This is a genomic window from Roseovarius sp. E0-M6, from assembly GCF_037083845.1.
Classification (GTDB): domain Bacteria; phylum Pseudomonadota; class Alphaproteobacteria; order Rhodobacterales; family Rhodobacteraceae; genus Roseovarius.
This window is the reverse complement of record NZ_JBAPLA010000003.1, coordinates 260,402-279,336: the sequence shown is the minus strand read 5'-3', so window position 1 is coordinate 279,336 and position 18,935 is coordinate 260,402. Positions and strand designations below refer to the sequence as shown.

Annotated in this window: 18 protein-coding genes; 12 read left to right on the top strand and 6 right to left on the bottom strand. The window is 61.1% G+C overall.

Annotated features, from left to right (window positions below):
• Nucleotides 1-98 precede the first annotated feature (98 nt).
• Nucleotides 99-2,078 carry a lytic transglycosylase domain-containing protein gene (locus V8359_RS11170; protein ID WP_336428943.1) on the bottom strand — a complete coding sequence of 660 codons (1,980 nt, stop codon included), beginning with the start codon at nt 2,076-2,078 and terminating at the stop codon, nt 99-101.
• A 153-nt stretch (nt 2,079-2,231) separates the two neighbouring features.
• Here V8359_RS11170 and dapA point away from each other — a divergent pair, with 153 nt between their 5' ends.
• Nucleotides 2,232-3,107 carry a 4-hydroxy-tetrahydrodipicolinate synthase gene (dapA, locus tag V8359_RS11165; protein ID WP_336428942.1) on the top strand — a complete coding sequence of 292 codons (876 nt, stop codon included), beginning with the start codon at nt 2,232-2,234 and terminating at the stop codon, nt 3,105-3,107.
• Nucleotides 3,108-3,278: 171 nt separating this feature from the next.
• On the opposite strand, the gene V8359_RS11160 is transcribed toward dapA, so the two are convergent.
• The 3 genes from V8359_RS11160 to V8359_RS11150 form a co-directional block, all read right to left on the bottom strand.
• Nucleotides 3,279-3,974 (bottom strand): NYN domain-containing protein, encoded by a 696-nt coding sequence (locus V8359_RS11160; RefSeq protein ID WP_336428941.1) that lies wholly within the window; start codon nt 3,972-3,974, stop codon nt 3,279-3,281.
• A gap of 88 nt (nt 3,975-4,062) precedes the next feature.
• Nucleotides 4,063-4,935: a glutathione-dependent disulfide-bond oxidoreductase gene (gene yghU, locus V8359_RS11155; RefSeq protein ID WP_336428940.1), complete on the bottom strand. Its 873-nt coding sequence runs from the start codon at nt 4,933-4,935 to the stop codon at nt 4,063-4,065.
• A 133-nt stretch (nt 4,936-5,068) separates the two neighbouring features.
• Entirely contained in the window at nt 5,069-6,181 is a 1,113-nt protein-coding gene (locus tag V8359_RS11150) for an S-(hydroxymethyl)glutathione dehydrogenase/class III alcohol dehydrogenase (protein ID WP_336428939.1), read from the bottom strand.
• Between the two features lie 134 nt (nt 6,182-6,315).
• Here V8359_RS11150 and V8359_RS11145 point away from each other — a divergent pair, with 134 nt between their 5' ends.
• Complete coding sequence (locus V8359_RS11145) at nt 6,316-6,588, top strand: I78 family peptidase inhibitor (protein ID WP_336428937.1); 273 nt, start codon at nt 6,316-6,318, stop codon at nt 6,586-6,588.
• Nucleotides 6,589-6,598: 10 nt separating this feature from the next.
• On the opposite strand, the gene V8359_RS11140 is transcribed toward V8359_RS11145, so the two are convergent.
• Both V8359_RS11140 and V8359_RS11135 read right to left on the bottom strand, forming a co-directional pair.
• A complete protein-coding gene (locus tag V8359_RS11140) occupies nt 6,599-7,270 on the bottom strand; it encodes a DUF1028 domain-containing protein (RefSeq protein WP_336428936.1) in 672 nt (223 codons plus the stop codon).
• Nucleotides 7,267-8,202 (bottom strand): N-carbamoyl-D-amino-acid hydrolase, encoded by a 936-nt coding sequence (locus V8359_RS11135; RefSeq protein WP_336428935.1) that lies wholly within the window; start codon nt 8,200-8,202, stop codon nt 7,267-7,269. Before V8359_RS11135 ends, V8359_RS11140 begins: the two co-directional genes overlap by 4 nt.
• A 98-nt stretch (nt 8,203-8,300) precedes the next feature.
• Here V8359_RS11135 and V8359_RS11130 point away from each other — a divergent pair, with 98 nt between their 5' ends.
• The 10 genes from V8359_RS11130 (at nt 8,301) to V8359_RS11085 (ending at nt 18,919) form a co-directional block, all read left to right on the top strand.
• On the top strand, nt 8,301-9,218 hold the full coding sequence (locus V8359_RS11130; RefSeq protein WP_336428933.1) for a LysR family transcriptional regulator: 918 nt from the start codon (nt 8,301-8,303) through the stop codon (nt 9,216-9,218).
• 123 nt (nt 9,219-9,341) lie between these two features.
• Nucleotides 9,342-10,424 (top strand): ABC transporter ATP-binding protein, encoded by a 1,083-nt coding sequence (locus V8359_RS11125; protein WP_336428932.1) that lies wholly within the window; start codon nt 9,342-9,344, stop codon nt 10,422-10,424.
• A 75-nt stretch (nt 10,425-10,499) separates the two neighbouring features.
• A complete protein-coding gene (locus tag V8359_RS11120; protein WP_336428931.1) occupies nt 10,500-11,642 on the top strand; it encodes an extracellular solute-binding protein in 1,143 nt (380 codons plus the stop codon).
• Between the two features lie 78 nt (nt 11,643-11,720).
• The gene (locus V8359_RS11115; RefSeq protein ID WP_336428930.1) at nt 11,721-12,563 is read left to right on the top strand and encodes an ABC transporter permease; all 843 of its coding nucleotides are present in this window, start codon (nt 11,721-11,723) and stop codon (nt 12,561-12,563) included.
• Complete coding sequence (locus V8359_RS11110; RefSeq protein WP_336428929.1) at nt 12,563-13,348, top strand: ABC transporter permease; 786 nt, start codon at nt 12,563-12,565, stop codon at nt 13,346-13,348. Before V8359_RS11115 ends, V8359_RS11110 begins: the two co-directional genes overlap by 1 nt.
• Complete coding sequence (locus V8359_RS11105; protein WP_336428928.1) at nt 13,345-14,715, top strand: amidohydrolase family protein; 1,371 nt, start codon at nt 13,345-13,347, stop codon at nt 14,713-14,715. The genes V8359_RS11110 and V8359_RS11105 overlap by 4 nt, the downstream gene beginning before the upstream one ends.
• Before the next feature lie 19 nt (nt 14,716-14,734).
• A complete protein-coding gene (locus V8359_RS11100; RefSeq protein ID WP_336428927.1) occupies nt 14,735-15,493 on the top strand; it encodes a DUF1028 domain-containing protein in 759 nt (252 codons plus the stop codon).
• A gap of 14 nt (nt 15,494-15,507) precedes the next feature.
• Nucleotides 15,508-16,827, top strand: coding sequence for an NAD(P)/FAD-dependent oxidoreductase (locus V8359_RS11095; protein ID WP_336428926.1), 1,320 nt, complete (start codon nt 15,508-15,510; stop codon nt 16,825-16,827).
• Nucleotides 16,824-18,272, top strand: a complete 1,449-nt coding sequence (hydA, locus tag V8359_RS11090; protein ID WP_336428924.1) for a dihydropyrimidinase — start codon at nt 16,824-16,826, stop codon at nt 18,270-18,272. The genes V8359_RS11095 and hydA overlap by 4 nt, the downstream gene beginning before the upstream one ends.
• A complete protein-coding gene (locus tag V8359_RS11085) occupies nt 18,269-18,919 on the top strand; it encodes an aspartate/glutamate racemase family protein (protein WP_336428923.1) in 651 nt (216 codons plus the stop codon). Before hydA ends, V8359_RS11085 begins: the two co-directional genes overlap by 4 nt.
• The last annotated feature ends 16 nt before the right edge of the window (nt 18,920-18,935 follow it).

The following is an 18,935-nucleotide window of genomic DNA, read 5'->3' as shown; positions in this document are numbered from 1 at the left end:
ACCTCCTCTTATCTCGTTGGCTGCCTGCCAAGGTGTTAACATTTCGACCCCGAAGACCAGCTTGATAGCTTGCGCAACATCCCGCCGTTACCTCAAGGTCAGTCGATGCCCTTGAGCCCAGACGTGAGACTCGCCCCCTTCAACTCGTCGGTGAACGGCTGCGGGTGTGGCCTGTGCCCCAACCGGGCGCGATAAACGGGCAGGCTCTCGGTCACACGCTGCACATAATTTCGCGTCTCACGGAACGGGATTTGTTCGATCCAGTCCACTACATCGACGTCCGGGGCACGCGGATCGCCGAACTGCTCGATCCAACGCTCCGCGCGATGCGGCCCCGCGTTATAGGCCACCGACACCAGCACCACGTTTCCGCCGAACCGTTCGGCCATCTGTGCAAGATACGCCGACCCCAGTTCGGCATTGTAGCGCCAGTCGGTCTGCACCTTGAGCCGGCTATACTCGGTGCCCGTGCGACCGGCTACCTCTCGTCCCGTCCCGGGCATGAGCTGCATCAGCCCTTCGGCCCCGGCACCACTGCGGACAAGGTGATCAAATTCGCTCTCGCGACGTGCAATGGCCAGCGCCATCTCCATATTGATCGGAAGGTCCATGTCCTTCATCGGATGCAGTGCGTAATAGGGCGCCTCGGCGACAACCGTGTCCCGCGCCGCGCGCTTGCCGACCATCACCTGCAAATGCGGTTCCCCCATATCCGCGAGCGCCTGACCAAGCTGCCCGACGCCGTTTCGGTCCAGACCCTCGGCCAGATGGGTGAAAAACTGTTCGGCCAGCCATGATTGCCCCGCCGCGCGCGCCAGTTGGCCGGCCTTGAAGAGATCTCCGTTGGCGAAGTCGGCCTGACGCCAGTCAGAATAGTCCTCGGCCCCGGCCAACGTATCGGGAAGCGCAATTCCGGCCCGTTCCGCGGCAAGTATGCCATAAAAGCTTGTCGCGTGTTCCGCAGCCTCCTCATAGGCCACCTGGACTGCGTCCGGATCGCCCAATGCCTCCTGCGCCCGCCCGACCCAGTAACCTGCCCGCCCGCGCGAGATAGGCGACCGGACCGCCGCGCTCAGGCGCTGGAAATGATCCCGCGCCAGCTCAGGCTCGTCGAGATGGCTCAGCGCGATATACCCCGCGAGCCACTCAAGATCGGCAAAGGCCCCGCCCCCGATCAGCCCGTGCAGCGCCGCCAGCTCATAGGCGATCTCGTACTCGTCCTCGCGCATCATACGCCGCGTCAGAATGCGCCGCCAGTTCGACCACCGCTCGGGCAGACCCAAGCCTACGTCGGTTCGGCTTTGCGCTATCATCAAGGCGATTGCATTCTCGTAATCGTTCCCGTCGATCAGCCGCTCAAACCGCCGGAACGACAAAAGCGGATCCGCACGAAGCGCCTCGGGCAATGCTTCGAGTTTCGCCACAAGACCATCCTCGCCCGCCTTGACCGCGTCTCGCAGATCGGCCAGCGCCTGTTGATCTTCGGGAACAAGCTGCCGCATGAGCGCGGCATCTTTGAGCCCGCGCCACTGTGCCATGTCAAGCCGCGCGCCATGATGCGGTTTCAGCAAGTCCCCATGGCGAGCAAGGAATTTATCATGTTCCTGAGTGGTCAGATCAAGCGTGCGCCACGCCAGAACCAATCCGGCCTGTGCCTCGCCTGTTTGGCCCACCGCCATCAAAGCGTGGGCCAGACGAAGTGCCCCTTCGCCCGTCTCCGGGCGCCATCCCCTAAAAAAGGTGAGAACCTCGGCATCAGTCGCCTCTTCGAAAGCGGGCTCGGCATTCGCGCGAAGACGGTCAAGCCCCGGCCAATCGCCATGCTCTTCGAGAAATTCCAGAACCTCCTGCGGGCTGCCCAATCCGGCGCGCAGCCGGTGCCAGTCGATCAACGTTTCGGCCACCGGCCCGGCGCGCGCCGCGAGCGCCGACGCGCGATCCCATCGGCCGGCACGCATCGCTTCCAATGCGCTGACAAGTGGGCGTGGCCTTATCTCCTTGGTGTCCTGCGCCGGCACAGCCACAGGGGCTGCTATGGTCAGGAAAACACCAAGTATCACTCGTTTCACAGCTTGCATTTTGTGGCCCGGCACATGATAGACGGGCGCAGCCTATGCGCACACTCGGCGTGCGTCCATTCTCCGTCTTTCGGGCATGGGCGGCATCCCGCCGGGCGGGGCGCATCCACCACCGGGCCCTCCGCCCGCCATGACAAATGAAAGGAGCGTGTCATGCTAAAAGGTTCACTACCTGCCCTGGTCACGCCGTTCAAGAACGGCGCGCCGGATATTGATACGCTCAAACACCTCGTTGACTGGCATGTCGACCAAGGTAGCCATGGGCTCGTTCCGGTTGGCACAACCGGCGAAAGCTCCACTCTCAGCCATGAAGAGCACGAAGAGGTTGTCAGAGTGGTGGTCGAAGCGGTGGCAGGGCGCATTCCCGTCATTGCCGGTGCCGGAAGCAATAACACCGCCGAATCTCTGCGTTTTATGGAACATGCGAAATCGGTGGGCGCGGATGCCGCGCTCGTCGTGACGCCGTATTACAACAAACCGACACAGGCGGGGCTTTATGCCCATTTCAAGACATTGCACGACGCCTGCGACCTGCCCATCGTGATCTATAATATCCCCGGCCGCTCGGTTGTTGATATGTTACCCGTGACCATGGGTGAGCTGGCAAAGCTGCCGCGCATCATCGGCGTCAAGGATGCCACCGGCGATCTCGCACGGGTCTGTGCGCAACGGATCACCTGCGGCAAGGACTTTGTGCAGATTTCAGGCGAAGACGCCACCGCGCACGGCTTCAATGCGCAAGGCGGTATTGGCTGCATTTCGGTCACGGCGAATGCTGCGCCAAAGCTCTGTGCGGAGTTGCAGGAGGCAACCCTGCGCGGCGACTATGCCGAGGCACTTGAGATCCAAGACCGGCTCATGCCGCTACATCAGGCGATCTTTACCGAACCGGGGCTTTGCGGCGCGAAATACGCAATGTCCCGTCTTGGTCTTTGCTCGGATGAGGTGCGCACGCCGCTCTTGCCGCTTACCGACGGGACGAAATCCCTCGTGGATGACGCCCTGCGACACGCAGGGCTTCTGAACTGATCTGGACCACCGAGAGGCACTGCTTTTCAGGGTAGTTTAAAGCGCTTCAAGAAGAACTATGTCTCAGGTTCTTCGCGAAACGCGCCAGTACCGGAAAGAAGCTGCACAGGTAACGGCTTCTTTCTGGTTTCCGATACCCAAAAGACGGGCACAGACCCCGTCACGCGCGCCTTAATCCCTGCGGCGCACCATCAGTTGGTTGTTCTCGCGTTTGGTTTCCAGAACCTTGATCGCCGCAACGAGGTCACTCAGCTTCTTGTGACCATAGCTGCGCGTGTCGAAATCGGGGGTCGCGGCGGTGACCTGCTGACCAAGGCGGCCCAGCGCATACCAGTCCCCATCCTGATCGAGACTGTCCATCGCCTTGAACAGAAGATCACGGGCTTCGTTCAAGTTCTTACCGGCGGCCTTGGTTTCGGTTTCGGGCGCGCCACTAAGGTTTTCCAGATAGATGAACCGCTTGCACGCCTTGCGGAAAGCTTCGGGCGTCTTGCGCGCGCCGATCCCGAAAACATTGAGCCCCTGTTCCCGCAACCGACTGGCTAGGCGGGTGAAATCGCTGTCCGAGGAGACAAGGACAAACCCGTTGAAACGGCTCGAATGCATCAGGTCCATCGCGTCAATGACAAGCGCGATGTCGCTGGCGTTCTTACCCACGGTGTTGGCGGGCGAATGATGCGGGACAAGGCCGAACTCGGCCTGAACGCGGTTCCAGCCGCTCATCTGCTGAGAAGAGAAATCGCCGTAACACCGTCGGACCGACGCCTCTCCCATCCCTGCGATCTCGTCAAAGATGGCCTGCGTCCATTTGGGCGACGTGTTGTCGGCATCTATCAGCACAGCGAGAAGCGGGGCATTGTCGGACATGGGCAACTCCTTTTGCGCTGACAATGCCTCAACGCGCGGCGGGACGAAAGGCGCATTCTGCCCATGCCCTCCGCACAGCAGCCCGGGTTCAGTCGTCGCCGCCGATTTTGTCTTGGGTCTTGGTGTCAAAATCCGACGCCGCGTGCCGTTCACGCAGCTGTTTTTCGGGTTCCCCAAAGGAACGGTTGACCATGCGCCCGCGCGCCACTGCTGGACGCGCGTCGATCCGCTTGGCCCAGGCCATCACATTCTCGTATTCATGCGTGCTCAGGAACGTCGCCGCTTCGCCATAGGCACGCCCCAGCGCAAGATTGCCATACCAGGGCCAGATCGCCATGTCGGCGATCGAATACTCATCCCCCGCGATCCACTCCTTGTCGGCCAGTTCGCGGTCCAGCACGTCAAGCTGACGCTTGGCCTCCATGGCGAAACGATTGATCGGATATTCGTATTTCTCGGGCGCATAGGCATAGAAATGCCCGAACCCGCCACCAAGATAGGGCGCGCTGCCCATCTGCCACATGAGCCAGTTGATAACCTCGGTCCGAGCCGCGCCGCTTGCGGGCAGGAACGCACCGAATTTCTCGGCCAGATGCATCAGAATCGAACCGCTTTCAAAGACCCGCACCGGCTCGGGGCCGCTACGATCCACCATGGCGGGAATCTTGGAGTTGGGATTGATATCGACAAAGCCGCTGCCAACCTGATCGCCCTCCCCGATATCGATAAGCCACGCGTCATACTCGGCATCAAAACCCGCTGACAGAAGCTCCTCGAACATCACGTTCACCTTCACACCGTTGGGCGTCGCGAGCGAATAAAGCTGAAAGGGGTGCTCACCTACCGGCAAGTCCTTGTCATGGGTTGGTCCCGCGATGGGCCGATTGGTCGAAGCGAAGGCGCCTCCGTTTTCCTTGTCCCATGTCCAGACCTTGGGTGGTTCGTATGTGTCTTCGCTCATGCTGCGTCTCCTTGGTTCGTTTTGTTCCTTGGGGCCAACATATGGCCTGCTTCCTTCCCATCAACGCGAAAAGCCGCACAATGCGTGTGCGGCTTCCCTCGGACCGGGCGTTTCGCCCAGCGCTGTGTGATGCTTAATACAGGACGACCGACCGGATGCTTTCGCCCGAATGCATGAGGTCAAACCCCTTGTTGATATCGTCCAACGGCATGGTGTGGGTGATCATCGGATCGATGTCGATCTTGCCGTCCATGTACCAGTCAACGATCTTCGGAACATCCGTGCGCCCACGTGCCCCACCGAATGCGGTCCCCCGCCAGACCCGGCCAGTGACAAGCTGAAAGGGACGCGTGCTGATTTCGGCGCCCGCCGGGGCCACGCCGATGATGACGCTCTCTCCCCAACCCTTATGGGCGGCCTCAAGTGCGGTGCGCATAACGCCCACGTTGCCTGTCGCATCGAAGGTATAGTCCGCGCCACCACCAGTCAGTTCGACCAGATGCGCCACCAGATCGCCATCGACGTCGTCGGGGTTGACAAAATCCGTCATACCGAACCTGTCGGCCATCTCTTTCTTTCCGGGATTGAGGTCGACCCCCACGATCTGATCCGCGCCAGCAAGCCGCAGACCCTGAATGACATTGAGGCCGATACCCCCCAACCCGAACACGATGGCGCGGCTGCCGATTTCGACCTTGGCAGTGTTGATCACCGCGCCGATTCCGGTGGTGACCCCGCAACCAATGTAGCAAATCTTGTCAAAGGGCGCGTCCTTGCGCACCTTTGCCAGCGCAATTTCGGGAAGGACCGTGTGATTGGAAAAAGTCGAGCACCCCATGTAATGCAAGATCGGCGTGCCATCGAGCATCGAAAACCTGCTCGTGCCGTCGGGCATCACGCCTTGACCTTGCGTAGAGCGAACCGCCTGACACAGGTTGGTCTTGGGGTTGAGGCAGTATTCACACTCGCGGCATTCGGGCGTGTAGAGGGGGATGACATGATCCCCGACCTCAAGCGAGGTGACCCCCTCGCCCAGCTCGACCACGACACCTGCGCCCTCATGGCCCAGGATCGCGGGAAACGCACCCTCCGGGTCCGCCCCCGAAAGGGTAAAGTCGTCAGTGTGGCAAAGGCCCGTCGCCTTGATCTCGACCAAAACCTCACCGGCCTTCGGGCCTTCGAGGTTCACTTCCATGATTTCCATCGGTTTCCCGGCCTCAACGGCCACGGCGGCTCTTGTGCGCATCCTGCATCCCTCCCTTGTTTTCGACATGCCGACTTTGGGCGAAATATCGCGCGGTTTCAATGCGCATCGCGCGTGTGGTTGCAATTCGTTCCACCCGGTTCAATCTCTGCCCGGATATGTTCCCGGAGGTGCCCATGCGCATGATCGTCGCGGCAATTGTCGCTCTCACAATCGCCCCGGCCTGCCAACCCAGTGAGGAGGATGCCGTGGAGGCCAAAGACAGCTGCGACGCGGCGGGCTATCACTCCGCCGTCGGAACCCCGCATGAGGCTCATGATTTCACAGATCCCGACCGGCCGGTGCGTATTATCCCGCCAAACAGCGCGGTGACGATGGATCACCGGCCTGACCGGCTCAATATCGATATTGATGAGGATGGCGTGATCACCCGCATCTGGTGCGGCTGACACATGCATCCTAGCGGCTTTCGACCTCAGCCGATGAGGGCGCATTATCGGGATCGAGCGCACGGACGCGATAGGCCGCAGCCTTTGGAAGCCAGTCGGCCAAAAGACCCCCCATAGCAGACAGCGGATCAGCGTCGAAATCGACTCGTAGATCAACGTCCCTAAGGTTTTTCGCCCCCATCACCACCAGCGCGGCGGATTGCAGGGGCTCTTTCTCGCTCCCTGCCGACTCTCCGGCACGCATCCCGGCCAACAGGCGCTCGGCCAATGACCCGCCGGCCTTCTCGAACCTTTCGATCATCGCACCAAGAACCCGATCGCTGCCCAGAAAGTTGCCAAGCGCAAGCGAATGCGCGCCCGTTTCGGCACCACAATGTGACAAACAAGACGCACCCGTATGGTGCGCCGCCGCACCTTCGGCGGGTAAAACGCCCAACTGACGCCAGTGCGGCGCTGTCGCGGCCGCACACATGGCATCCACTACGGTCTGCGCATCCCCGGCGGCACCGGGCCACGCGCGCAGCCCTACCTCGTGAAGGCGCGGATCGGTGCGCGCCTGCGAGAAGATCACACACTCGGACGTTACCGTTCCGACGCGCGCGCCCACACAGACCGATGATGTCGCCACGGCATAGCCGATCTGCCCTGTCTCAGGACATCGCCCTGCCAGTGAATAGGTCATTTCGGCACCTCGATTCCGGTCTGCTGCGTGATCAGCCCGTAGTGCTCAATCCGGCGATGGCGGGCGAAATCGAACACCGTACGCCGCAGATAAGCGCCCAGATCAAGATCGCAGTCATAGGTGATCACCTCGTCCTCCTCGGAGGTGGCCCGAGTGACCACCTCACCGGTCGGCGCCACGATCATTGATCCGCCGATCATCGCAAAACCGTCCTCAGCGCCGCATTTTGCCGCCGCCATGACCCATGATGCGTTCTGATACGCCGCTGACTGAAGGCTCAAACTGTGATGGAACTCGCGTAGGTGCGCGGGCTCGGCGTGATGGATGTTACGCGTGGGTGTGTTGTAGCCGAGCATGAAAATCTCGGCCCCTTGAAGGGCCATCACGCGAAAGGTTTCCGGCCAACGGCGATCATTACAGATGCACATGCCGACCCGGCCCGATGGTGTCGCGAAGGTGGGAAAGCCAAGGTCACCGACCTCGAAATAGCGTTTCTCAAGGTGCTCGAACTCCGGGTCGCCGATCGGCTCTTTCGTGCCCGGCAGATGGATCTTGCGGTATTGCCCAAGGATTTTACCATCCGGACCGACAAGCACCGAAGTATTGAACCGCCGGGTGCGTCCGTCCTGTTCGACCTTTTCGGCATATCCAAGGTAAAACCCTACGCCCAACTGCCGCGCCTCCTCAAAGAGCGGCACCATGGCGGGTGATGGCAGACCCTCTTCAAAAAAGACATCGTAGTCCTCGGGGGCGTCATACAGATAGCGGGGGAAAAATGTGGTCAGTGCCAGTTCGGGAAACGTGACCCATCCCGCACCACGCCCCTTTGCCTCACGCAGCATTTCGATCAATCGCGCGACCACCGCATCCTTCGTATCCGCCAGATGAATGGGCCCAAGCTGGGCAACGGCGAAAACCTCGCGTCGTGGCATAATCGTCTCCTGATGGCTCGTTTCTTAAATTGCTAGACAGCGCCTCTATCAGTGTGAAATAAATTTTTCAGCCACCTCAATAATGATAGGTTATCCACTTGATCAACGCGCGACAACTTGAAGTCATGTGTGCTGTGATTGAACTTGGCACCACTGCCAAGGCCGCCGAACTGCTTTCGGTCAGCCAGCCCGCCGTAAGCAACATGATCCGGCATATCGAATCCCTCGTCGGTTTCCCCCTGTTTCAGCGCGAACATGGGCGGCTTGTGCCCACGCCCGAGGCGCGTCATATCGCGCAGGAGGCTCAGCACCTCTTTATGCAGCAGAACCGCATCTCGACCATCATAGACGAGATTCGCGGCGGTCAGATTGGTCGTCTCAGTGTGGCCGCAACCCCGTCACTTGGCCAGATCATCCTGCCCCGCGTCCTTGCCGCCTTTACGAAAAACCGGCCCAAATTGCGCATCTCAGTTGATCTGGGTCACACCGATCAGATCGCAAACCGGCTGGTCAGCGGGCAGGTCGAACTTGGACTGACCATCAGCCAACTTCGACACTCCGCCCTTGCAGTGCGACCCATTGCACAAGGCGCACTGGTCTGCATCTGTCCGCGCGATCACGAACTGGCTTTGGCTGATCGCGTCCGTCTGGCCGACCTCAACCACGTTTCCCACGTGTCCTACTCGGCGGAAACGCCGATGGGCCGGATGATCGACGCCGCCTTTTCGGCCCAAGGGCTTGAAAGACGTTATTCGTTTGAAGTTCGCCATACCATCGCCGCGCTTGAGCTGGTGCGCCACGGCCTCGGCGTGGCCTTGGTGGACAGTTTCGTTCTCGCAGGCAACGACATGGACGAGATCGCGGTACGGCCACTCGATACATCACTTCCCATCGAGGCGCACTCGGCGACATCGAATCTCTTCCCGACTTCGAAGGTCACGCTCGAATTTCAGCAATTCTTTCGCGCCTTTGTCTCCGAGAGGCTTCAATTGCCTGGGGCCACGCATCACCCCTGAATATAATTTGAAATTATTCATATGGGCCTGTTTTTTATTTCAGGCAGGTGATCGGCTGTGCTTTCCATAGGGAACCGGCGCCACTTTTGCGCCTCCCGCTATCAATGAGACTGACGCGCCAAAATGTCCGATCCTATACTTACGATTCGCAACGCAACAAAACGCTATGCCGATGTCCGGGCGCTCGACGATGTGCAGCTCGACGTTGAGGATGGCGAGTTTCTGACACTGCTCGGCCCCTCGGGTTCGGGCAAAACGACGTTGCTGTCGGCCATCGCCGGGTTCGCCCCGCTTACCGAGGGACGGATCAATCTGCGTGGTCGCGACATTTCCTCAGAACCCCCCGAACATCGCGACTTCGGCATGGTTTTTCAAGGCTACGCACTGTTCCCGACGATGAGCGTGCGCGACAATATCGCGTTCCCGCTCAAGGTGCGCAAACGTCCGAAATCCGAGATCGCCACGCGCGTCGCCGAATGTCTCGCGCTGGTTCAGATGGAGGAGTTCGCGGACCGGATGCCAACCCAGCTTTCCGGCGGTCAACAACAGCGCATTGCGCTGGCTCGCGCCCTCTCGTTTGAGCCGCAGGTTCTTTTGCTCGATGAGCCGCTCTCGGCATTGGACAAGAAACTGCGCGCCGATCTGCAATGGGAGTTGAAATCTCTGCATGACCGGCTCGGTGTCACGTTCATCTATGTCACCCACGATCAGGACGAGGCGCTCTCGATGTCGGACCGCGTGGTCATCCTGCGAGATGGCCGCATTCAGCAGGAAGGTCGGCCCGAAAATCTTTATAACAAGCCGCGCACACGGTTCGTCGCGGATTTCCTCGGCAAGTCAAATTTCATGACCCTACCGGTAAAGGATCAAAACCGAGATGCGGCCACTTGTACGATCGGCACCGCGGAGTTTCCGGTCGCGCTCCCCGAGGCAAAACGCCCCGAGGACACGCTTGAGCTGGCCTTGCGCCCCGAACGCATCCGTCTCGCCGAACCGGGGCAGGAAATGCTTGCCGCGACCGTGCGGCAAGTCAGCTATCTTGGCGAACGCTGTCAGGTGCTCGTCGATCAGGAAACGCTGGGCACGCTCATGGTGTCGCAACCCACATGGAAAACGGGCGTCACACCCCGGGCCGGCCTGCCGGTCAGCATCGGCTGGGACCGAGACGCCTGTGTCGTTCTCGACCCTGACACAAGATCGGCGTGAGCCTGCGGGCTCACGTCTTCATGGCCGTGAAATCATGGCACCCGGCCTCAAATCCCGCAAGGAGGAGCGAAGAAAATGACTGACTTTCAAGACACCACCGACCACGAGGTCAAGGCCGACATGGCCGAGATCGCAGCCCACAAATATCGCGAAGGCCGGTTGACGCGCCGCGGCTTCCTATCGGCGATGGCCGCACTCGGCATCCTGCCCGCCCTTGGCAGCAAGGCGATGGCACAAGCCAACGAAATCGTCGTCGTAAACTGGGGCGGGCGCGCGTCCGAAGTGCTTCAGGAAGTTATGGCCGATACCTATACGAAGGAAACCGGCATCCCCGTCACGGTTGACGGCTCGGGCCCCTCCGGCGGCAAAATCCGCGCGATGGTCGAAAGCGGTGCAGTTGTCTGGGACGTGTGCGACAGCGGTATGGGCACGGCCCTTATCCTGACGGAACAGGGCGTCATTCAGCCCATCAACTACGATATTGTAGATAAATCCAAAGTGCTCGATCAAGCCGCCTATAGCCACGGCGTGGGCAATTACGTCTATTCCTACGTGATGGCCTCGAACCCCAAGCTTCTGGGCGGCAACGCGCCACAATCGTGGGAAGATGTCTGGAACACCAAGGATTTCCCCGGCATGCGCACCTTCCGCAAATCAGTGCGCGGCATGCTTGAGTCCGCCACCATGGCACAGGGCGTCGCCCCCGAGGAGGTCTATGACGTGCTGAACACCGAGGACGGCCTCAAGGCGGGCATCGACAAGTTCCGCCAGCTTCGCGAGAACATCATCGTCTGGGGCTCGGGCAGTGCGAGCCAGAACCTCTTCCTTCAGGAAGAAGTTGCCATCGGCAACATCTGGTCGACACGTGCCCACCTGCTCCGCGAACAGATGGAAGACGGCAGCTTCGAGGTCAGCTTCAAAGGCGGCGTGATCGCACCGGGCGTTTGGGTCGTGCCCAACAACAATCCCGCCGGCAGTGACGAAGCGATGAAATTCATCGCTCACGCGCAAGACCCCGAGCTTCAGGTTCAGTGGCTCGAGATGATCGGGTCGGGCCCGGCCAACCCGCAAGCGGCCGAACTGGTGCCCGCCGAGCTTCAGAAATACAACCCGTCGAGCCCCGAGAACCTTGCCCAGCAAATCTTCTACAACGACGAATGGTATGCCAAGAACCAGATTCGCGCAGAAGAGATGTATGTGGACGCCTTGATCAACTGATCGGCCACCTTGACTGGCGACCGGGTTTCCGCTCGGTCGCCGGACATTTCCGCCCTGTTTGTTCCACCCGGAGGTGACATGCCACGCTTGTCCGACACCTGGAGATACTGGTTTCTGGTGCTGCCCGCACTGGCCATCATGATCGTCTTCTACATCTGGCCGCTTATAGGCATTTGGCAGATTTCCGTGACCGAACCGGCGCTTGGGCTGGACAACTACACGCGCATGTTCGAGTCGAGCGCGGTCACAACAAGTTTCGTGATCACCTTCCGCATCGCCCTCCTGACCACGATAGGTTGCCTCATTCTGGGTTACTCGGTGGCCTATGTCATCTCGAACTTCGCCCGGCGGGTCAAACCGTTGATGGTTGCCCTTGTGCTGCTGCCATTCTGGGTCTCCGTTCTTATCCGCTCGTTCAGCTGGATCGTGTTGCTCGGTCGCTCGGGCATCGTAAATGACACGTTGCGCGGCGCAGGGATCATCGACGCACCACTCAAGCTCATGCACAATGAATTCGGCGTTATTCTCGCGATGATCCACGTCATGCTGCCTTTTGCCGTTCTGCCGATCATGGCCAACATGCGCGGCATATCCCCCGCCTATGTCGATGCGGCCCGTGGCCTCGGGGCAAGCGAACTGACCGCGTTCAGGAAGGTCTACTTCCCTCAGACTCTGCCCGGCGTCATGTCCGGTGCCCTTCTCGTATTCGTGCTGTCTCTGGGTTTCTACATCACGCCCGCCCTGCTTGGTGGTGGCCGCGTTCTGATGATCTCGGAATACATCACCTACCAGATTCAGGAGTTCCTGAATTGGGGTCTCGGCTCGGCGCTCTCGGTCGCTCTATTGGTCCTGACGGCCCTTGTAATCCTCGTCGCCGCGCGCTTCGTGAACCTGCGCAGCGCCCTTCTGGAGAGAAACTGATGCGCACCTCCGCTTTCCGTATTTTCTTCATGACGCTTGCATGGATGGTGCTGGCCTTCCTGCTGTTGCCGATCCTTGTCGTCATCCCAGTGTCGCTCACCGACACGAGCTACATCGGGCTGCCTAAGGAAGAACTCTCGCTTCAGCACTACGCCGCGTATTTCAAAGATCCGCGCTGGCTCGCAGCGACGTGGACAAGCATCTGGGTTGGCCTCGTGGTGGCCGCTTGCGCCACGGCCCTCGGCACGACATTCGCCATCGGCTGCTGGTATCTATCGAACCGCGCCTCGACAGTCGCGCGCTGGATTCTCATCACCCCGATCCTCGTGCCGCCCGTGGTGCAATCGCTCGGGTTCTACAGGTTCTGGGTGACGCTCGGGCTGATCGACACGCATGGCGGGGTCATTCTCGCGCATACGCTTCTGGCCTTGCCCTATGTCTCGATTTCGGTCTTCGCCGCGCTTGCCAATCTCGATCGCCGCATCCCTCAGGCCGCCCGAAGCCTCGGCGCCTCGGTCTGGCAAACCTCTTGGCAAGTGGTTATGCCAGCAGCCTATCCGGGCATGATCACCGGTGCGATCTTCGCCTTTATCGTAAGTTTCGATGAAATCGTGGGCGTGCTCTTCATCACTGTGCGCAACGTCTCGACCCTGCCCAAGAAAATCTGGGAAGGCATTCAGGAAAGTATCGATCCGACCATCGCATCGGTGGCCACAATGCTCGTACTGCTGACCCTCGTTGCGACCGCTATTGCCATTTTCCGCAATCGGGCTCTTCGGGCATGAACGACCGCTATCTTCTCAGGAACGGGCTGCATATCGCCCATGAAAGTGGCGTGCCAACCCTGCGCAAAGGCGACATCGCCGTCGAAAATGGTCGCATCGTGGCCATTCGTGAACAGGTCGAAGGCTCCGAGTTCGAGACATTCGAGCCGGTGGACATGACAGACCGTCTCATCAGCCCGGGCCTCATCAACAGCCACACACATGCGGTTCTGCTGGTGCTGCGCGGCACTGTCGAGGACATCGAGGGCAACCTTGTCTATCAGTACATGGTCCCCGCCTCCTACCTTCTCGAACCTGCCGAGCGGTCGGCCATTGCCCGCCTCGCCTGCGCCGAGGCCATCCGCTCGGGAACCACCACGATGGTGGACCCCCTGCGCCATGTGGCCGATTACGCGCCCGCGATGATCGGAACCGGCCTGCGGCTCTGGCTGGCCGAAAGCTGTGCGGATGCCGTCACGACCGAGGTCGGGCGCGGCACCTACCGCTTTGACCGCGACTGGGGCGAGACTTTTCTCACCCGCACCCGCGACCTGATCGAACGGTTTCACGGAACCGAGGATGACCGCGTTCGCGTGATGATCGCCGCACACGCCCCCGACAATTGCAGCCCCTGGATGCTGGGCCAGTTGAATGACCTTGCGCACCGCCACGGCCTGCGCCGCACCGTTCACCTCAGTCAGATCATCTCGGAAAAAGAACAGGTCGAGAAGCTGCACGGCTGCACCTCGACCGAATACCTCGCGCGGAACGACTTCCTGGGCGAGGATCTTCTGGCGGTTCACTGGACATTCTGCACCGAACGCGATGTCGAAACCCTCGCCGAGACCGGCACACGCCTCGTGCATTGCCCGGCCTCGATGTCGGCCAAGGGCCCGCACCCGCTTCCGATGCGCGCGATCCTCGACAACGGGATTCCCATCTCGCTTGGCACGGACAACATGACCGAGGACATGTTCCACGCCATGAAAACCGCGCTCGTCCTGCATCGCGGCGCCTATGGCCGCGCGGTCAGCCCGGCGCCGCCGGACGTGTTCAACTATGTGACGGTCAATGCGGCCCGCGCGCTCGATCACGACGGCATCGGCCATATCGCGCCGGGCATGTGTGCCGATCTCGCGGTCTTCGATCTTGCCACACCGGCCATGGCGCCCCGCCTGTCGGCCGTGTCCAATCTGGTCCACTACGGTCATCCCGGCCTTGTTACCGACACGATGGTCGCCGGTCGCTTTCTCATGCGCGACCGCCAGCTTACAACAATGGACGAGGCGGCAACCGTGGCCGAAGGTCAGGCGGCTACCGATGCCATGTGGGATCGTTTCGCCAAGGGCGAGCCGGGCGTTCCCCTGCCAACCCGCGACACCGTCTGACAGCAAAGGAGCTATCACCGTGACATTCTCGATCATCGGACGCTGCGCGCGCACCGGAGCTTTCGGCGCCGCGATCACCACCTCGGACCTTGCTGTCGGCAATCGCTGTGTGCGGCTCGCCCATGGCAAGGGCGCGATGCTGTCGCAACACCGCACCGACAGCCGGCTTGGAGATTTCGGCCTGTCTCTCCTGCAAAAGGGAGAAGCGGCACAGGATGTTCTCGCCCGCGTCTGCGCCTCGACCGAACATATCGATTGGCGGCAAATCGGAGTTCTGGATGCGCGTGGCCGGGCGGCGGCCTATCACGGCAGACGGATGTATTCGATCTATGCCCACAGCGCCGGCCAGAACTGTCTGGCGCTTGGCAACATCCTCGACAATGACGATGTGCCGGCCCGCATGTCCGCGGCGTTCGATGCCGCCCCGAATGCGCCCCTCGCGGAAAAACTGATGCGCGCGCTCGAGGCAGGCCGCGATGCCGGTGGCGAAGTGCTGGGCCCGCTCCGGTCTTCGGCATTGCGCGTCACGGGTGAGCACGGCATCGACGCCTATGATCTGCGCATTGATATCTCTGACACGGATGCGGTGCAGGATCTCCGAAATCTGTTCACTGCTTACAGCGACCGCGAAGAGACATTACGCTGCGTGGCGCTGACGCCGGACCGTATGCCGGTCTCGCGCACCTTGTTCGAGGCAAGCGTCGAGCGCATTTCCGAACTTGGCCTCGAAGCGCGCTTTCCAACCGCGCACAACGCCGACAACTGGACACTCCGCTAAGGAAACTCATCACAATGCCCTTTCCAGGCGAACGTATCTATTGGCACGACCATTCCGTTCAACCACCAGCTCCCGGCACGCCCGATCTTCCCGACCGCGTCGATGTCGCCGTGGTCGGCGGTGGGTTCACCGGCCTCTCTGTCGCGCTTCATCTGGCGCGCGGGGGCCGGAAGGTTGCCCTGTTCGAGGCCGCATCTCTGGGATACGGCGCCTCGTCGCGCAATGGCGGTATGATCGGTCCGGGCCTGCACAAGCTTGGCATCACCGGCCTCAGAAAGGCATATGGCGAAGACCGCGCCAAGGATATCCTGCGCGAAGGGTTGCACGCGCTCGACCATCTCGAGGACTTTGTCACCTCCGAACAGATCGACTGTGACCTGCACCTCACAGGCCGATTTCGCGGCGCGCGCACACCCGCTCAGTACGAAGCATCGGCCCACGAATGCGATTGGTTGTCAAAAAATATAAACCTGCCCTGCCATGTCGTGCCCGCCGCCGATCAGCACACCGAAATCGGAAGCGATTTCTATTGCGGCGGCAACGTTTATCACCGTGACGGCGGAGTACACCCTCGCAAGCTGGTGGCCGGACTGACGCGCCGCGCGCTTGACGCAGGTGTCACCATTTTCGCCCCTTGCGCCGTGACGGGCATAAATCGCGAAGCCACGGGCCTCAGCCTTCGAACCGATCTTGGCACGCTCACCGCCCGCGAGATCGTGCTCGCCACCAACGGATACTCGGACGGGCGCACACGCGCCCTTAGCCGCCGGATCGTACCCATTGAAACCGGCGCCTCCGCCATCGGCCCCCTCTCTCCCGGGCTGATGGCGGAGCTTTCTCCCAAGTTGCGGATGCACGGCGAAACCGGGCGCGTCTTCATGTGGTATCGGCCCACACCGGACGGCAGATCCTTTATCTTCGGGGGGCGGTTCGGGGCGGGCGGGATGCCTCTCGAAGCACGGCAAAAAGCCTTCCGGCACGCCATAACTCGGGTCTTCCCACAGCTACACGGCTCGCCCTTTTCACATGTGTGGTCGGGTCAGATCGCCTATACCAAAGACCATTCCCCGCATCTGGGGCACCATGACGGTGTTTGGATGGCGGGCGGTTACTGCGGTTCGGGTGTAACGCGAAGCTTATACTTCGGCACCAAGCTCGCCCGACGGATGCTTGGTGAGGCACAGGCGGGCACAGCCTTCGACGATCTACCCTTCTCTCCCGTGCCCTTCCGCCCACTTGCACCGATGGGCGCGGACATGCTTGCACGCTGGTATCAGATGCAGGATGCTCGCGATCTCAAGGCACGCGATCTCAACAGGGACACCGTATCATGATATTCGACACGGTCATTCACGACGGCACGATCGTCACACCCGGCGGCACGTTTCACGGCGACCTCGGTATCACCGAGGGTCGCATCGCCGCGCTCGCCGAGAGGCTCGAAGGCGGCGGGCGCCGGATCGACGCGGGCGGGCGGCTCGTCATGCCCGGTGGAATCGAAGCACATGCACATATCGCACAAGAAAGCTCTGCGGGTGTCATGTCAGCCGACGATTACCGCTCCGGCTCGATCTCCGCAGCCTTCGGCGGAAACACCTGCTTTGTGCCTTTCGCGGCCCAACACCGCGGACAAAGCATCGAAAATGTGATCGCCACCTATGATGAGCGGTCGAAAAGCTCGGTCATTGACTACTCCTACCACCTCATCGTCTCGGACCCCACCGAAGACGTGCTGACACGCGGCCTGCCCACAGCCTTTGCGCGCGGGATCACATCGCTCAAGGTGTTCATGACCTACGACCTCATGAACCTTGGCGATGCCGGAATGCTTAGCATTCTCGACGTGGCCCGCGAAAATGGCGCCCTCACGATGGTCCATGCCGAAAACAACGACATGGTCAAATGGATGAACGCCAAGCTTGCGGCGCGTGGCATGACCGCGCCCAAGTATCACGCCATTTCCCGCCCCGAACTGGCCGAGGAAGAGGCGATCAACCGTGCCATTTCGCTTGCCCGGCTCACCGATGCGCCGCTCTTCATCGTTCACGTCTCGACCGAGGGGGGCGCCGAACTCGTTCAGAAAGCGCGGCTCGAAGGAGCAAAGCTCTTTGCCGAGACGTGCCCCCAATACCTTGCGCTCACCCGTGACGATCTCGACCGCCCCGGCATGGAGGGCGCGAAATACATCTGTTCGCCCCCCGTGCGCGATCACGACACCCAAGAGGCGCTTTGGCGGCACATCCGCGCGGGCACTTTCGATAGCGTGAGTTCCGACCATGCGCCCTACCGTTTTGACGAGACAGGAAAGCTGATGCACGGCGCGGATGCCCCCTATCCCAAGATCGCCAACGGCATGCCCGGCATCGCCGCCCGCCTGCCATGGCTTTTTTCCGAGGGCGTCATTAAGGGGCGGATCTCGCTCGAGGATTTCGCGGCACTGAGTTCAGCCAACGCAGCGCGCATTTTCGGCATGACCAAGAAAGGCCGGATCGCCCCCGGCATGGATGCCGATATCGCGATCTGGAACCCCGAAGCGACGCGCACCGTTACATTGGCCGATCAGCACGACAACATGGATTATACCCCGTTCGAGGGGCTTGAGTTGACCGGCGTGCCCGAATTGATGATGACACGTGGCGAGGTGATCGTCGCCGATGGAACGCTACACGCCAAACCGGGACAGGGCCGCTTTGTCGCACGCGATCGGGTAAACCTCTCGGGGAGGGCTGGAATCCCGGTCAAGGAAACATCTCTCATGCGTGCTGAGGCCGGGGAATGACCGGACCTATTCTGTTTATCAACCCCAACTCGTCACGCGCCGTAACCCAAGGTATCACCGACGCGCTTGCGCCCCTTGCGTTGGCCCATGGCCCAACATTCGAAGCAACCCGGATCGAGGCCGGACCGGCCACCATCGCCAGCGCCACGGATGTCGCACAAGCCGCGCTCGATGTGGCCGCAGCAGCCTGCGCGCGGCCCGATTGCGCCGCCTATGTTACTGCCTGTTTCTCCGATCCCGGTCTCGATCTTTTGCGCTCTCGGGTGACACAGCCGGTGCTTGGCCTCATGGAGGCGGGCATCCTGACCGCGATGGCGCGCGCCGATCTCTTCGGCATCGTGGCGCTTGGGCCTGCGTCGGTCGCGCGCCACCGGCTGCGCATTCGCCAGATGGGCGTCGAAGCAAGGCTTGCGGGCGAATTGCCGCTCGATAACGTCTCGGCCGAGGCGACGGGCCATGATGATGAAGTCTTTGATGCGACTCTGAAACTCGGAGAATCCCTGAGGGCCCGCGGTGCCGGGGCGCTCGTTCTGGGCTGCGCGGGCTTTGCCCCACGCCGCGCCGCCCTCGAGGATCACCTAGGCATTGCCGTCATCGACCCGGTGCAGGCCGCCGGAGCCATGGCCCTCGGGGCGGTACTGCGCTGATCCCGCTTTTCGGTCA

Excerpts from the sequence above, each read along its gene's own strand:
- V8359_RS11160 (WP_336428941.1), bottom strand. The coding sequence starts at position 3,974 with ATGTCCGACAATGCCCCGCTTCTCGCTGTGCTGATAGATGCCGACAAC.
- V8359_RS11145 (WP_336428937.1), top strand. The coding sequence starts at position 6,316 with ATGCGCATGATCGTCGCGGCAATTGTCGCTCTCACAATCGCCCCGGCC.
- V8359_RS11125 (WP_336428932.1), top strand. The coding sequence starts at position 9,342 with ATGTCCGATCCTATACTTACGATTCGCAACGCAACAAAACGCTATGCC.
- V8359_RS11085 (WP_336428923.1), top strand. The coding sequence starts at position 18,269 with ATGACCGGACCTATTCTGTTTATCAACCCCAACTCGTCACGCGCCGTA.
- yghU (WP_336428940.1), bottom strand. The coding sequence starts at position 4,935 with ATGAGCGAAGACACATACGAACCACCCAAGGTCTGGACATGGGACAAG.
- V8359_RS11110 (WP_336428929.1), top strand. The coding sequence starts at position 12,563 with ATGCGCACCTCCGCTTTCCGTATTTTCTTCATGACGCTTGCATGGATG.
- V8359_RS11105 (WP_336428928.1), top strand. The coding sequence starts at position 13,345 with ATGAACGACCGCTATCTTCTCAGGAACGGGCTGCATATCGCCCATGAA.
- V8359_RS11115 (WP_336428930.1), top strand. The coding sequence starts at position 11,721 with ATGCCACGCTTGTCCGACACCTGGAGATACTGGTTTCTGGTGCTGCCC.
- V8359_RS11150 (WP_336428939.1), bottom strand. The coding sequence starts at position 6,181 with ATGCGCACAAGAGCCGCCGTGGCCGTTGAGGCCGGGAAACCGATGGAA.
- V8359_RS11140 (WP_336428936.1), bottom strand. The coding sequence starts at position 7,270 with ATGACCTATTCACTGGCAGGGCGATGTCCTGAGACAGGGCAGATCGGC.
- V8359_RS11135 (WP_336428935.1), bottom strand. The coding sequence starts at position 8,202 with ATGCCACGACGCGAGGTTTTCGCCGTTGCCCAGCTTGGGCCCATTCAT.
- dapA (WP_336428942.1), top strand. The coding sequence starts at position 2,232 with ATGCTAAAAGGTTCACTACCTGCCCTGGTCACGCCGTTCAAGAACGGC.
- V8359_RS11120 (WP_336428931.1), top strand. The coding sequence starts at position 10,500 with ATGACTGACTTTCAAGACACCACCGACCACGAGGTCAAGGCCGACATG.
- hydA (WP_336428924.1), top strand. The coding sequence starts at position 16,824 with ATGATATTCGACACGGTCATTCACGACGGCACGATCGTCACACCCGGC.
- V8359_RS11095 (WP_336428926.1), top strand. The coding sequence starts at position 15,508 with ATGCCCTTTCCAGGCGAACGTATCTATTGGCACGACCATTCCGTTCAA.
- V8359_RS11170 (WP_336428943.1), bottom strand. The coding sequence starts at position 2,078 with ATGCAAGCTGTGAAACGAGTGATACTTGGTGTTTTCCTGACCATAGCA.